Genomic DNA, 14,613 nt, shown 5'->3' with positions numbered 1-14,613 from the left:
CGGCTTTTATCGCGTTCGGAAAAAGGAGGTGCTGAAAATATGCAAAAAAAGGTATTAATCATTTCTTCTGATAATACAGGACATGGACATAAGAGTATAACTGAATCTTTGTCCGAAAAGATTGGTGTGAATAGTGATGATTTAAAATTACATGTAGTTGATGGTTTTTCACTTGGCGGTAAATTTCTGTATTTAATTGGAAGTTCTTATGGACCAATAACCCGAACTGCTGAAAACTTATGGAAAATAGTATGGAAATTAACAGCAATAAAAGCATCTTTGGTAAACAATTTTATCGAATTACAAATTAAAAGAAAATTTTTACAGCTTATTGAGGAAGTTGAACCGGATGTAATTTTATCGGTCCATCCTAACTTTAATGGATCAATTCTCAATATTTTAGAAAAGCAAAAAATTAAAATACCTTTTCTTACGTTAATTGCAGACTTAGTAAATATTTATCCATTGTGGGCAGACCGGAGAGCAGATTATATTATATGCCCTACGGAAGAAGCAAAAGAGAAATGTAGGGAATTTGGGGTGCCTGAGGAGAAAATAGCTGTTTTAGGATTTCCTGTACGTTCTCGTTTCTTTGCCAATGATAAAAATTTGCAGGTTGCACAAGACCAACAAACCCCTCTTACATGCTTAATTATGAGCGGTGGTGAAGGGATCGGCAATATGAAAAGTATTGCTGAAAATATGTTAGATAATTTTGATTGTAGGGTAAAAATTATTACAGGAAGAAATGAAAAATTAAAGGCTGAATTAGAGGAATCGCTAAGTAGATATGGTGAAAAAGTTGAAGTCTATGGTTTTACGAAAAATATTCAAGATCTAATGTTTGCATCCGATATTGCTCTTACAAGAGGTAGTCCAAACACTCCACTTATCATTACTGGTGCTTTACCTGGTCAAGAAGAGGACAACCCTGCATTTGCTCAAAAGCTAAATCTTGGCGTAGTATGTAACTATATAAATAACATTAAACCGATTATTGAAGATATATTAAAAAATGATGGTTATAAGTTGAACATCATTAAAAGATCACAAAAAGCGTTCATCAATGATCATGCAGCAGAGGATATTTTTCAGTTTATTTTAGAAACTGAAAAACTTTATTATCAAGAAGAGACAAATTATGAAGTTAGTCTTTTGTACAATTAATGATCTGTTTAACTGGCATACATGACAGTATTCCAAGTAAGGAAAAGCTTATTTGGAATACTGTTTTTTATTACGGTCCGGGTTCCTCACCCGGACGTTCGTGACGGACTGCAGGCGGACCTGGTAGCGTCGGCGCCCCCCTTGGACTTACAAAAAAATGGCCTTTCGTCCCTGAAAAAACAATCCACTTTGTTCCGAATGTTGAATCCATATATCAATGGCAGCAAGTAAACTCCACATCGTCCGAGGAGATTGTTGTGACGGGGATTCCCGATAAAAGAAAGGCCGATTCAAATTAAGTCCGAAATACAGTATAACATTATTGCTTACGGCGGGATTATGGGCCTTGGAAATATTATCGATCCCCTGAAACAGTCTTCTTCAAAGTGTAATTATTATGTACTGTGTAGTATGAATGATCAGTTATATAAACAATGGTTGAGGAATTAATGATTGATGACCTTTTGGAGTTTGTACCAGTTAGTTTATGGAAAAAATAGTTGAAGAAATATCATTTAGAAAACATATGGACTTCCGCTTTCCTAAAAATGGTCTAATTAAGGGAAACACTTTTCCGATTTAGATATCCCATTCTCTGTTATTTGCGTTGATTTAGTTTCAGGAGAATTAGTTGTATTAACTGAAGGAGAGGTAGCGAAAGCAATTCGAGGAAGTATTGCAATACCCGGATTTTTACCGCCAGTTGAAATTAAAAATCATATTTTGGTTAACTCAATCTGTTACTTAGCAACAGGAATAAATGACTTTTCGTTGATTTTATAAGAGTCACTTTAGTTTAAAAACTGTTTAAGTTTTAAAATAAAGGAGTTTAAAAATAACTGATAAACTATTACTAGATGATTTAAAGAAGGGCATATCCCTATTATTTTTAAAATTGTTGCTGAATCGTGTTTATAATGAGTGCATGACTAATTATTATTTGCTTGGAATAATAGGTTTGATAATTAAATACCGGAATTCAGTTGACTCTATTTCTGGCCGGGTGAGTGATAAGAACGATTACATTAAGGATGAACCTAATGAAAATAAAAACCCCAGGGATTCAAAAGATAGGTTCGTTAAAGATGGATTACTAGTTAAGCTTGCGTAAATATACGGAAAGTAGTACGTGTTTCGTAATGTAAAGGATGATATGACAAAGAGGTGTAAGAGTTTTGACTATAAAACTTCGCTTATTCTTATCTAATGCATTAATAATTATAATTTTATTAATTGCTTTCCAATTTGAAGAGTTGATAGAAAAGGATGACTTAGAGCTAATACTTAATGATATTGAGCAGATGGACATACTAGACAAAAGCGAAGCTATTGCTTTTGCTATATATAAAGATGAAAATATCTTATACGACATAGGAGGTTTTCAGGAAAATGAACTTTTTGATATAGCTAGTGATCAAGAATCTCGTCATCATTTTACTAAGGATAATATGGCACTATATTCGGTAAATAGTGGGGACTATCGACTTTATTTATCTTATGAATACGGTGATGAAGAAAATAAGATTGAAGGTTATACCCCCCCTTTTCCTTGGGATATTGTAATAATGATACTTATTTTATTTGTTGCAATCTGGCTGTTACACAGGATGGTGTTCAAGAGTATTGTGATTCCTTTGGATATTCTTGTTGATGGAGTGCGTGAAATTCGTGATGGAAACCTTAACTACCGTCTCCGATACAATAGAAAAGATGAATTTTTAAATGTCTGTGAGGATTTTAATGAAATGGCTGGGCAGTTACAACGATTAATAGAAGCAAAAAAGAAAGATGATGAAAATAGGAGAGAATTAATTGCTGGGATTTCACATGATTTGCGTACACCACTTACATCCATTAAAGCATATGTGGAAGGTCTAGAAAAAGGTGTAGCTTCAAATCCAGAGATGAAAAAGGAATATTTAAGGACAATAACTAAAAAGACCGATGACTTAAATCATGTTGTCAATCAACTTTTTTTGTTCTCAAAATTGGATACAGGTGATTTCCCTCTTTCAATAGAAACCCTGGACATAGGTAAGTTGTTAAAGGTCTATGAACAAAATATCAAAACAGAGTACAATGAGCGAGGTTTGGAAACAACCTTTTTAAATTTTGCGGAAAATGTTTTCGTGAAAGTTGACTCTGTTCAAATACGAAATGTTTTCACAAATATTATTGAGAATTCTTTAAAATACGGAAACCAATCACATAATTCACTCACAATAGAATGCATTCCAAGGGGAGAAGAAGTAAAAATCACATTTCAAGATAATGGACCAGGTGTGCCCGAAGATAAGCTTAAAAATTTATTTAATGCTTTTTATAGAACAGATGCAGCTAGACGGAACCCTGGACAGGGGAGTGGACTGGGTCTCGCCATTTCACATAAGATCATAGAGAGATGTGGAGGTACTATTTCTGCAAAAAGTCCTTCTAATAGTGGTTTGATCATAACCATTGCTCTCCCTATAGTTGGAGGTAAAAATGAAACGGATTCTTATAATTGAAGATGACTATGCAATAGCTGAAATTGAGAAGGATTTTCTTGTGATTAATGGTTATGAAGTAGTTATTGTAGAAGATGGAAAAAAGGGGCTGGAGAATGCTTTGTCAGGTAAATATGATTTAATACTGCTAGACCTAATGTTACCTAATATGGATGGAATCGAAATCATAAGGAGAATTAGAGATCAATTAAATATTCCAATATTAATGGTAACTGCTAAAACTGAGGATATAGATAAAATTAAAGGATTGGGCTTAGGTGCAGACGACTACATTACCAAACCTTTTTCTCCAACAGAACTTATAGCTAGGGTGAAAGCAAACTTGGCGCAATATGAAAGAATGTTATCGGGAGAACCTCAACTGTCAATTCCTAAAGACATTGTTTATGGGCGTCTTCGTATAAATACACAATCACGACGGGTCTATAAAGATAACGAAGAAATATTTTTTAAGAACAAAGAATATGAGTTGTTATATTTCCTAGCCACAAATCCAGAGACAGTCTTCACTAGAGAAGAATTATATACACGTATTTGGGGACTAGATGCCTATGGTGACAGTAGAACAGTTTCTGTCCACATAAATCGGATAAGAGAAAAAATTGAAACAGACCCCTCTAATCCCAATCATGTACAAACTGTTTGGGGAGCCGGTTATCGTTTTCAGCCATAGATTAATCAAATATATGGATCATACTAAGGGTAACAGGTCGGTGAGGGGCAATCATTCATGTGTTTAGATTGAAAAATAGAAATAACTATAATGTCTGAACAATCTAGCAATAAGTAGAATGTCTGAACAATCTAGCAATAAGTAGAATGTGTAACTTTATGCAATGCTTCAAGAATCATGTTACATGCGTTCTTTGATTGATGTATATAATCTGCCCAGTTAGAGTCTACTTCATGTGTTAAAATTACCGAACAATTGGAGCTTGTTCGCTGATCAAAATCAAGGAATATATATAATATTTAGGAAAAAAAAGCAATTCTAAACGTGGTCATCAGGAGCCTTGTCAGCTACAACATTCAGGATGATGTTATGCTCTAAAAGTGCCTTTAACGCGCAGAGCACCAACGTGAATCCTCCCATAGAACCAATGGCATAGTTCACCATATCATCTCCATCGCCTGAAAACCCTGAGTTTGTAATAGAGACAAATGTTTCTTTTTCTGTTCGGGGAGTAAATATCCACTCGGTTTTGGTGTTGTCCGATGATACGATCCGAATCAACTTGTTTTGCTCTAATTCTTCTACATAAAGATCATCAAAAACACCGTACATCTCCCATTCCCACCTAAAATGCTTTCCTTCTTCTAATATTCCACTACTTTTGGTGAACCAGAATTTTGTAGTAATTTCCGGGTTGATAAAAGCTTCAAATACTTCGTCAACGGGTCTACGAATCAGCATTTCTGATTTAACAACCGGCACATTATTTAGTGTTACCATCTTATTTTCTCCTTTCATCGATCAAGAATTATTGCTCGTTTTATTACCTCTAATTTCAATCAAGAGATTTAAATAATATTTGCTTCATAGTGTAATTACATATTTTTATTACTTTCATATTGCAACAGAACCGAACTTTACAACAGCGATATAAGTTAATTCAAATCGGTATTATTCTTTGTTTCTGCCATGCGCTTAATCAATTCTAACTTTCTATCCCAATCCGCAGCTAGATTTGCCATCCACTCTGCTGTTGAAGACAGTTGCTGTGGACACACCTTATATCTTACTTCCCGCCCAACACGATTGCTGGATACAAGTCTAGCATCTTTCAAGATTGTTAGATGTTTAACAACTGCCTGACGAGATACGGTTACCGTAGTTGCTAATGTTGTTGCTGTAGCTTGTCCTCTTAAAGCGATTAAGTTAAGTAACTCACGACGTGTGGGGTCTGCTAAGGCGATCAAGGTATTTTCGAAATTACTACTGTCTGTAGTGGCCAATTTATTGCTCAGCTCGCTTCCGCAGTACTTCCATTTGCATCTCCCAGCCGCGGGCATTCCCTTTAAAGAACTTTCTTCGTTCTTGTTTGGATACTGCAAGTCTTTTGAAGTCAATTGGAGGTTCTGATTGTTCTATTAACACCGAGAATTGTCCGTACTTCGTGTCCGCCACCACCCGTGAACCATCTACCTGAACCTTGTCAGGACCTGGTGCATCACCCACCCACCATGCCGGTTGGCTAATTAACTCCCATACCGTTTGGATAGATGCATTAATAAAAATCTCTCTTTCAATTCGATCATTATCCACTACTACCCTCCTTTATTTACTCAAGGTCAACCAAAGTGTAGCGCATAGGGAAAATTAGTCATACATTTAATTCTATACTTCACTCTATACTATCTCGAAATCAAGTCTTCAATTATCCTGCCTGATTGCTGAAGATTTTAAATTGAGATAAATCATAACTCCAGGGGGACTTTTACGGTGCCCGTATCAATTTCTATAGCGAACCACACCATCAAATAATTCTCCATCCGGTCTGAGTTTTCCATTGTATTGCTCCCCATTATCTATGTACGCATAGTTTTTTACACAGTACAGGTTGTGTCTAGTTAATATAGGATTATTGGGGCGTGTTTCTAGATGAACGACAGTATCCAGGAACATCATTTCATGAGTAATATTTCTAAGTGGGGGTTTTAAGTCTTTGCCTCGAAAAGACCATGTTTATCTTTAAAACCTAGAAACTGTTCATTTAAATCTGTAGAAATATGCATATGGTCGACAGCATAACTCACTCCCTTATTAGTAAGATAATCAATAATTCATTACTGTATGGCAAACAAGAGTATGAGGCAATCATCTTTTTATCCCTCAGATCTTTTACAAACCGTGAGATATTGGCACGTTGAACACTTTCTTTTGAATTTAAATTTCTGTAAATGAGCTTCCTAAGGTGTTCGTTTGTTAAACCTCGAAACTTATACAGATATCTTAAAATCTCATCTTGTTTGTTCTTTATTTTTTCGTTTTCCCAGTAAATCACCGATTCCAACCCCTTCAAAAAATTTTGTAAAACAAAAAAGCCCTTTGGAACAAGAAATAGACATAAATATCCTACTTCTGCTCAAGTGTTCAGTGATAGTTTAAATGGGAGTGGGGCTAAAAGTGGGGCTGATTCGTAACTAATTGCTCAAAAGCCCGTATATAGCAAGGGTTTTTGTTGTTATTGAATTCTACTCTCGTTAATACTTTCTTAAGTTTTATCAAACCCCTCAAAGGATTTATACCTTCGAGGGTTTTTTTATATTGTAAACTGCTCTACTTTTACTGTGAGTTTTGCTGCATGCCGCCAGCCATCTTAGCAGCACTCTGAACCACACTTGTCAGCTGGTTAGATTGACCTGTCATCATACTGTAAGTTGCAGCACCTATACCCACAGAAGCAACAATTGGCAGCCATTGAATATTTCTATTTTTCATTTACATATCCTCCTCACAAGTTTTCATTGGAGCCTTTATATTTTCACTCAACTCCTAATATTTATAAGTGACAATCCTTACCTTTTCCCTGAAGAAAAGACCGTGCGTCATGGACACACGGTCTTAAATATCATTAAGCAAAACGTATAAGGAAATATTTTTTCTTACCTCGTCGGATAATCATAAAACGATCTTCAATTCGGTCTTCTGTCGAAATCGTATGATGAAGGTCCTGGTTTCTTTCGCCATTAATATATATAGCTCCATTATTAATATCTTCCCTGGCCTGACGTTTGGATGAAGAAATACCGGCCATAACCAACAATTCAATCAGCGGAGCATCCTTGACCTCAGAAGTATAAGCAGGTACGTCTTTAAAGCCTTGTTCAATTTCTGAACCTGTCAGCTCCTTAATGTGTCCGCTGAATAGGGCTTCAGAAATTCTTTCTGCCTGTCTCAGTGCTTCCACATCATGGACAAGTATTGTCATTTCTTCAGCCAGTCTTTTTTGAGCAACCCGCTTTTCAGGCTGATTTTTTACTTCTTTATCAAGTTCTTCAATCTCATCATGTGTTAAAAATGTAAAATATTTCAGGAATTTAACTACATCCCGATCATCGGCATTGATCCAGAATTGGTAAAACTCATACGGTGAGGTCTTGTCTCTATCTAACCAGATAGCTCCTCCTGCTGTTTTTCCAAATTTTGATCCATCAGCTTTAGTAATAAGAGGCATCGTCAATCCATAAGCTTCCACATCTTTTTCTCCTGCAGCTGAACGGCGGATAAGTTCTAATCCAGCTGTAATGTTCCCCCACTGATCACTTCCGCCAATCTGCAGTGTGCAGTTTTCTTTTTCATTTAACTTTTGAAAGTCTAAAGACTGCAAAATCATGTAGCTGAATTCCGTAAAGCTAATGCCGCTTTCAATACGGGACTCTACGGAATCTTTTGCAAGCATATAATTGACTCCAAAATGCTTTCCAGTATCCCTTAGAAAATCAATGATTGTCATCTGAGAAAGCCACTCATGATTGTTACGAGCTGCAGCAGCATTTTCTCCTTCGTCAAAGTTTAAAATTTTTGCAAGCTGTCCTTTAAGCCTTTCACTAAACTGATGTACGACTTCCGCTGAGTTAAGCTGCCGCTCGGTAGAACGCCCGCTGGGATCCCCGATCATTCCCGTTCCCCCCCCAACTAGTGCTATAGGACGGTGACCTGCCTGCTGAAATCTTTTAAGAAGCAACACAGGCAGCAGGTGCCCTATATGCAGACTGTCGCCAGTTGGATCAAAACCACAATATAAAGTCACCTGTTTCTCTTCTAAATGCTTTCTTAGCCCCTCTTCATCTGTAATTTGATTGATTAACCCTCTTTTTTCTAAATCCTGTAATAAATTCATTATTCGATTTCCCCTTTTCCGTTTTTATCCAATAAAAATAGACCTCTCCCCATGAAAAGGGACGAGGTCTATTCGCGGTACCACCCTGCTTGCATAGTCAGTCTATGCCACTCGAAATGATAACGGTTATTGACACCGTCTTCTGATTCATACCAGAAGAATGCTCCCGACCGTATTTCGAACACTACTGTGTACCGGACTCCCACCCTCCGCCGGCTCTCTAAAAACAGGGAATAGTATTCTACTGCAATCATTCATCGCTTATCTTAAACTGTATTATATTATTAGCACAATCACTTGTGAAAAGCAACATTTTTTATTATCGAATCATGTCCGTAAAGCACAGCATGTGTTATAATATAGTGTGGAATTTAGGAGGTTTTGCAATGTCGAATAACCCAAAGAACGAACGTAATAAAGTGGATTGGAAGTCGCTCTGGCAAAGCGGCAAAATCCAAAAAAACAGCAGGATCGGTTATGAAGTGGCTTGGAATGTGATCTTATTTTTTATCATAGTTGGTATTATAGGTTTATTCTTTGCAGGAGGTGTCGGAGCGGGGTACTTTGCTTCGCTGGTAAAGGATGAGCCTACGAGAAGCCAGGCAGATATGGAAGAAGATATTTACAATTACGAAGAAACTTCTGAAGTATATTTTGCCGGGGAAGAGCTGTTAGGCGATGTGCAGACAGACCTGTACCGTGAAGAAGTATCGCTGGATGACGTTAATAATAATTTAAGCAATGCGGTTATCTCAACAGAGGACGAATATTTTAATACTCACGACGGTGTGGTTCCAAAAGCTGTCATGCGGGCACTTGTTCAGGAAGCCACCAACTCTTCCGTTAAAACCGGAGGAAGTACCCTTACACAACAAATCGTAAAAAACCAAATTTTAACTAATGAAGTGTCTTTCGAACGTAAAGCAAAGGAAATACTTATCGCCATGCGAGTAGAGAAATTCTTTGAGAAAGATGATATCTTAGAAGCATACTTAAACATTGTCCCTTTTGGCAGAAATTCTAATGGAGATAACATAGCAGGGGCTAAAACTGCAGCAGAAGGTATATTTGGGGTGAGTACTGATGAACTTTCTATACCTCAAGCTGCATTTATAGCGGGTCTTCCTCAAAACCCTTACAGCTATACTCCTTTTGAAAATAACGGAGATATTAAATCAGAAGAAGCTCTTCAGCCCGGTTTAGACCGAATGGAAGACGTGTTAAGCAACATGCATGATGCAGACTATATTTCAGATGAAGAATATGAAGAAGCACTTGAGTTTGATTTAGTGGGCAGTCTTGCGGAACCTACAACAAAATCAAGGGAAAAATACCCTTATTTGACGGATGAAGTCCAAAGACGAGCTAAAGATATAATGGTGGAACAACTGGCTGAAGAAAATGGAGATTCCATGGAAGATATAGAAGAAGATGAAGAATTGAAAGATGAATATGAAACTCTAGCCGAGCGGCAGTTAAGTTCTGGTGGCTACAAAATTCATACGACTATCGATAAAGAAGTGTATGACGTCATGCAGGAGGTAAAAGATAATTATAATAACTACGGATCCAACCGTACAGTCGAACTCCAAAACGAAGATGGAGAACTTGTTGAAACTGAGATACCAGTGCAAGTTGCGAGTACGCTGATCGAAAATTCCTCCAGAAAAATTTTAGGCTTCATAGGTGGACGAGACTATGAACAGAAAGTATATAACTATGCCACCCAGGCTAAAAGACTGCCAGGTAGTACAATGAAGCCCCTGGCAGCCTATGGTCCAGGCATTGATATGGGGGAAGTACAGCCAGGATCTGTTATCGCTGATGTTCCTTATAACTACCCTTCAGAGTTTGGAGGGGGGAAACCTGACAACTACGGCGGAGGATTCAGCGGTTTTACATCAGCTCGTGAAGCTTTAAAGAACTCCTATAATATTCCGGCCATTAAAGCCTATATGGAAATCATTGATGAAAACCCAGGTGAAAATTACTTGGATAAAATGGGTTTTACTACATTCAATGAAGAACACTATTCCTATCCTTCTTTAGCCTTAGGTACTGTAGACGTTAAAAACGAAGATATTACGAATGCTTACGCTACCTTTGGTAATGGCGGAAATCATGTAGACGCTTATATGATTGAAAAAATTGAAACAAAAGAAGGGGAAACATTTTACGAACATGAACAAAGTGAGGGAGAGGAAGTATTCAGTCCTCAAGCAAACTATCTTACTATCGATATGATGCGCGATGTTCTCGATTCAGGTACTGCTTCCTCAGTACCGGGACAACTTACGAACTCAGGGGTTGATTGGGCCGGTAAAACAGGTACTTCTCAAGATTATAAAGATGCCTGGTTTATAGCAACAAATCCTAATGTAACGATGAGCTCCTGGATGGGATACGACTTCCAGGAACAACTTAATAGTAATGGCTACAGCCAAAGAAACACAGGCTTATGGGCTGAAGTAGTCAATGCAGTCTCTGAAGTCCGCCCTGACTTAATGGTGCCGGAGGGAGACTTTGAGAAACCAGACGGGATTGTCGACCGCTCCTACTGTGCCACCTCTGGTTTGTTAGCCTCAGACCTCTGTGAGTCGGCAGGACTTTCTAAAAACGATATGTACATTTCAGAATTCGCACCTTCTGAAGAAGACGACAGTTTAATGAATGGCGATTTTGTTGATATTAAAGGAGATATTTATCCTGCTGGTGACAATACACCTGGTGAATTTATTATTGATGAAGGTGACGGCGTCATTATAAAACCAGACTTTCTTGAAGAGAATGATTACGATTCTTCAGATGTATTAGAACATTTACTCCCTGACTCTGGTTCTTGGGATAATGTAGCACTGCCTTCTGGTGAAGGCTCTGGTGCATCATCGGATGAAGTTGAAAATGACGGAGAAGCTCCAGCTGCTCCAGGATCCGTTTCAGCAGATTCATCTTCGATCAGCTGGTCGGATTCCTCCAGCGATGATGTAGTCGGCTATCGAGTTTACAGAGCTTCCTCACCAGACGGCTCCTTTTCTAGAATTGGAAGTACAAGAGGAACCAACTATGATTTCTCAGGTGACGATGGAGTCTATGCAGTTCGAGCCGTGGATTACTTTGGAGAATCCTCCAGTCTCTCTTCCACTACAGAAGTTGGAAACCCTGGAGAGTCTAATGAAGAAGAATCAGACGACAACTCTAACGAAAATGACTCTTCCGAAGACAATAGTTCAGAGGATAGTGAGTCAGACAACAACGGCCAAAGTGAAGAAAGCAGCAATTCAGAAGACGATAACGAGTCGGAAGAAAACGAATCGGAAGAAGAATCTCAAGACGAAGATAACGAAGGTTCAGAAGGCGCTTCTGAAAACGATGATTCTGGCGATTCTGATGAATCTAATGAAGACAACACTGATGAGGACGAATCTGAAGAAGAAGAACCTTCTGAAGATGACGACTCAAGTGAAGAAGAATAAAGTCCCTTTTAAGAAAACTCCAGTTGCTTACGACTGGAGTTTTCTTTTCTTATCCCATTAAAAATACCTTCCATTCATGTATAATGGAAACTATATGAAGTTCTCATCTCTTAAACAGGTGGTGACGCTATGGAACATAAAAAAACTTTTAATGAACGAACATTTGAAACAGACTATGGATTAATGACCATTCACGGTCCTTTATCAGCCGACCAGCTTAATGAGTATTCATTCCATGAGGATTTAAACGCATTCCGCCCGCCGGCTAAACAATTCGAAGCATTAAAAAGTATTGCTGAATTTGAGGAAGGACGAATTATTGCTGCCACGCATGAGCAAACCATTGTCGGGTATGTTACCTATCTTCATCCTGATCCTATGGAAAGATGGTCTGAAGGTAATATGCCGGATTTAATTGAATTAGGAGCCATTGAAGTGATCCCCCAGTTTCGAGGGTTTCGAGTAGGTTCTAGAATCCTTGAATTATCAATGTTAGATTCTTTTATGGAGAATTATATTATCATTTCAACTGAGTATTATTGGCATTGGGACTTAAAAGGAACAAAGCTCAGTATATGGGACTACCGGCGTGTTATGGAAAAAATGATGGGTGCAGGCGGTCTCACCCCGTCACCAACAGATGACCCGGAGATTATTTCACACCCGGCCAACTGCCTGATGGTGCGCATTGGTAATAATGTTCCTCAACCTTCAATTGATCAATTTAATGAATTGAGATTTCTTACAAGAAATCAGTACCGTAAAGTGAAGGGGGATTAATCTTGCTTGTAGAAGAAGTTATGAAAACTGAAGTGATTACACTTACACCTTCAGAGCCCATTGAAACGGCACTTAAATTATTAAATGAACACCACATCCGTCATATACCCATCGTAGACAGCAGCAACTGTGTAATAGGCATAGTTTCAGACAGGGATGTACGTGATGCCAGTCCTTCCATACTGGATGCCCCTTCTGACGGCAGCCAATTAAAAAAGCCTATTCAATCTGTTATGACCAGTCCAGTAATTTCTGTTCACCCTCTTGATTTTGTCGAAGAAGTTACTTCCATTTTTTACGAACATGAAATCGCGTGTGTGCCCGTAATGAAAAACGAACAACTAGTGGGTATTATTACTGAAAAGGATATGCTTCATACGCTGATACAGCTCACAGGCACTCATGTGCAAAGCTCCCAAATTGAAATTAAGGTAATTAATAAACCCGGCATGCTTCCACAAGTTATGCAAGTATTTGGCAGAAGAAAAGTAAATATAAGCTCTGTTCTCATTTATCCCTATAAACCTGATTCACAATATAAGATTATCGTCATTCGCATTCAAACAATGAACCCTTTACCTACGATTGAAGACTTAAGAGAAGCAGGATATGAAGTCCTGTGGCCTAAAATGCCAGGGATGACCTCATGAACTGTCAAGCAAAGTTTGTTTTCACGGATGATTTCATGAGATACAAGTTTCGTGATGATCACCCTTTTAATCAACTCAGAGTGACGATGACGAAAGATCTTTTAGAGAAAGAAAAGGTATTGGGAAAAGAGAACATATTAGAACCAAGAAAAGCAACTGAGGAAGAGCTTAAGTTATTTCACAGTCCTAAATATGTAGAAGCAGTAAAACGAGCCAGTGAAGAAGGTCTTTCTGAAGATGAAGGGTTAGAATATGGAATCGGTACAGAAGATACTCCTATGTTTAAAGGAATGCATGATGCTTCCTCTCTCTTAGTAGGAAGTACTCTTAGTGCTATTGATGCTGTTCTCGACGGTAAAACAGAGCATGCCCTGAATTTAGGGGGTGGTTTACACCACGGGTTTGAAAGAAAAGCTTCCGGCTTTTGTATTTATAATGATGGCGCTGTAGGGATTAAATACATTCGTGAGAAAACAAATTATAAAGTTCTCTACGTAGATACCGATGCTCATCACGGAGACGGAGTTCAATGGGCTTTTTACGATGACCCTAATGTGTGTACATTCTCTATTCATGAAACAGGCCGTTATTTATTTCCTGGAACCGGAAATGTAAACGAACGTGGTTTAAAAGAGGGGTACGGTTATTCGTTCAACTTACCGATTGACGCCTTTACAGAGGACGAATCCTTTATTGAATTATATGAATACGCTTTCAAGGAAATCGTTGAATATTTTAAGCCTGATATAATAATTACTCAAAATGGTGCGGACGCTCACTATTTAGACCCTTTAACACATTTGTGCTCTACTATAAAGATCTATGAACAAATCCCCAAAATCGCTCACGACCTGGCTCATGAGTTTTGTGAAGGAAGATGGGTAGCCTTAGGCGGAGGCGGTTATGATATATGGCGTGTGGTACCACGGGCATGGGCACAAATTTGGAAAGTAATGGTTACAGGTACCCCTTTCTCCGGGGCGCTGCCTGAGGACTGGATTACAAAATGGCAGGAGCATTCCCCGGTAGTCCTGCCCGGGGTATGGAATGATCCACCTCATCCTTACAAAGAAATCCCTAGAAAGCAAGAAATTACAGAAAAGAATAAAAAAATTTTACAAAACTGTATGCAGTTTATTCACAATCAAAAAAATTTCGATTCGACTACTTAACGAAAAAGTGACTTCCTGAC

12 protein-coding genes and 1 other annotated feature are annotated in these 14,613 nt (G+C 38.1%); of the genes, 7 read left to right on the top strand and 5 right to left on the bottom strand.

Annotated features, from left to right (window positions below):
* The first annotated feature begins 39 nt into the window (after nt 1–39).
* The 3 genes from LF822_RS00230 (at nt 40) to LF822_RS00220 (ending at nt 4,347) form a co-directional block, all read left to right on the top strand.
* A complete protein-coding gene (locus LF822_RS00230; RefSeq protein WP_253921958.1) occupies nt 40–1,167 on the top strand; it encodes an MGDG synthase family glycosyltransferase in 1,128 nt (375 codons plus the stop codon).
* 1,175 nt (nt 1,168–2,342) lie between these two features.
* Nucleotides 2,343–3,674 carry a sensor histidine kinase gene (locus tag LF822_RS00225; RefSeq protein ID WP_253921957.1) on the top strand — a complete coding sequence of 444 codons (1,332 nt, stop codon included), beginning with the start codon at nt 2,343–2,345 and terminating at the stop codon, nt 3,672–3,674.
* Nucleotides 3,652–4,347: a response regulator transcription factor gene (locus tag LF822_RS00220; RefSeq protein WP_253921956.1), complete on the top strand. Its 696-nt coding sequence runs from the start codon at nt 3,652–3,654 to the stop codon at nt 4,345–4,347. Before LF822_RS00225 ends, LF822_RS00220 begins: the two co-directional genes overlap by 23 nt.
* 318 nt (nt 4,348–4,665) lie before the next feature.
* On the opposite strand, the gene LF822_RS00215 is transcribed toward LF822_RS00220, so the two are convergent.
* The 5 genes from LF822_RS00215 to tyrS form a co-directional block, all read right to left on the bottom strand.
* Nucleotides 4,666–5,127, bottom strand: a complete 462-nt coding sequence (locus LF822_RS00215) for an SRPBCC family protein (RefSeq protein WP_253921955.1) — start codon at nt 5,125–5,127, stop codon at nt 4,666–4,668.
* 155 nt (nt 5,128–5,282) lie between these two features.
* The gene (locus tag LF822_RS00210) at nt 5,283–5,630 is read right to left on the bottom strand and encodes an ArsR/SmtB family transcription factor (protein WP_253921954.1); all 348 of its coding nucleotides are present in this window, start codon (nt 5,628–5,630) and stop codon (nt 5,283–5,285) included.
* Between the two features lies 1 nt (nt 5,631).
* Nucleotides 5,632–5,940, bottom strand: coding sequence for an SRPBCC family protein (locus LF822_RS00205; RefSeq protein ID WP_253921953.1), 309 nt, complete (start codon nt 5,938–5,940; stop codon nt 5,632–5,634).
* Nucleotides 5,941–6,960: 1,020 nt separating this feature from the next.
* Nucleotides 6,961–7,116 carry a hypothetical protein gene (locus tag LF822_RS00200; protein ID WP_253921952.1) on the bottom strand — a complete coding sequence of 52 codons (156 nt, stop codon included), beginning with the start codon at nt 7,114–7,116 and terminating at the stop codon, nt 6,961–6,963.
* Between the two features lie 133 nt (nt 7,117–7,249).
* Nucleotides 7,250–8,518, bottom strand: a complete 1,269-nt coding sequence (gene tyrS, locus LF822_RS00195) for a tyrosine--tRNA ligase (protein ID WP_253921951.1) — start codon at nt 8,516–8,518, stop codon at nt 7,250–7,252.
* A 54-nt stretch (nt 8,519–8,572) separates the two neighbouring features.
* Nucleotides 8,573–8,785 (bottom strand) — a binding site (T-box leader).
* Nucleotides 8,786–8,904: 119 nt separating this feature from the next.
* Between tyrS and LF822_RS00190 the strand changes: the two genes are divergently transcribed.
* The 4 genes from LF822_RS00190 (at nt 8,905) to LF822_RS00175 (ending at nt 14,593) form a co-directional block, all read left to right on the top strand.
* Nucleotides 8,905–11,991 (top strand): transglycosylase domain-containing protein, encoded by a 3,087-nt coding sequence (locus LF822_RS00190; protein WP_253921950.1) that lies wholly within the window; start codon nt 8,905–8,907, stop codon nt 11,989–11,991.
* 129 nt (nt 11,992–12,120) lie between these two features.
* Nucleotides 12,121–12,771: a GNAT family N-acetyltransferase gene (locus LF822_RS00185; protein ID WP_253921949.1), complete on the top strand. Its 651-nt coding sequence runs from the start codon at nt 12,121–12,123 to the stop codon at nt 12,769–12,771.
* Between the two features lie 2 nt (nt 12,772–12,773).
* Nucleotides 12,774–13,421: an acetoin utilization AcuB family protein gene (locus LF822_RS00180; protein WP_253921948.1), complete on the top strand. Its 648-nt coding sequence runs from the start codon at nt 12,774–12,776 to the stop codon at nt 13,419–13,421.
* Nucleotides 13,418–14,593, top strand: a complete 1,176-nt coding sequence (locus LF822_RS00175) for an acetoin utilization protein AcuC (protein ID WP_253921947.1) — start codon at nt 13,418–13,420, stop codon at nt 14,591–14,593. Before LF822_RS00180 ends, LF822_RS00175 begins: the two co-directional genes overlap by 4 nt.
* The last annotated feature ends 20 nt before the right edge of the window (nt 14,594–14,613 follow it).

This window comes from Halobacillus sp. A5 (assembly GCF_024189315.1).
Taxonomy (GTDB): Bacteria; Bacillota; Bacilli; order Bacillales; family Halobacillaceae; genus Halobacillus_A.
This window is presented reverse-complemented; position numbering and strand designations above follow the sequence as displayed.

Coding starts and splice junctions, on each gene's coding strand:
- LF822_RS00190 (WP_253921950.1), top strand. CDS start 8,905: ATGTCGAATAACCCAAAGAACGAACGTAATAAAGTGGATTGGAAGTCG.
- tyrS (WP_253921951.1), bottom strand. CDS start 8,518: ATGAATTTATTACAGGATTTAGAAAAAAGAGGGTTAATCAATCAAATT.
- LF822_RS00215 (WP_253921955.1), bottom strand. CDS start 5,127: ATGGTAACACTAAATAATGTGCCGGTTGTTAAATCAGAAATGCTGATT.
- LF822_RS00175 (WP_253921947.1), top strand. CDS start 13,418: ATGAACTGTCAAGCAAAGTTTGTTTTCACGGATGATTTCATGAGATAC.
- LF822_RS00230 (WP_253921958.1), top strand. CDS start 40: ATGCAAAAAAAGGTATTAATCATTTCTTCTGATAATACAGGACATGGA.
- LF822_RS00185 (WP_253921949.1), top strand. CDS start 12,121: ATGGAACATAAAAAAACTTTTAATGAACGAACATTTGAAACAGACTAT.
- LF822_RS00220 (WP_253921956.1), top strand. CDS start 3,652: ATGAAACGGATTCTTATAATTGAAGATGACTATGCAATAGCTGAAATT.
- LF822_RS00200 (WP_253921952.1), bottom strand. CDS start 7,116: ATGAAAAATAGAAATATTCAATGGCTGCCAATTGTTGCTTCTGTGGGT.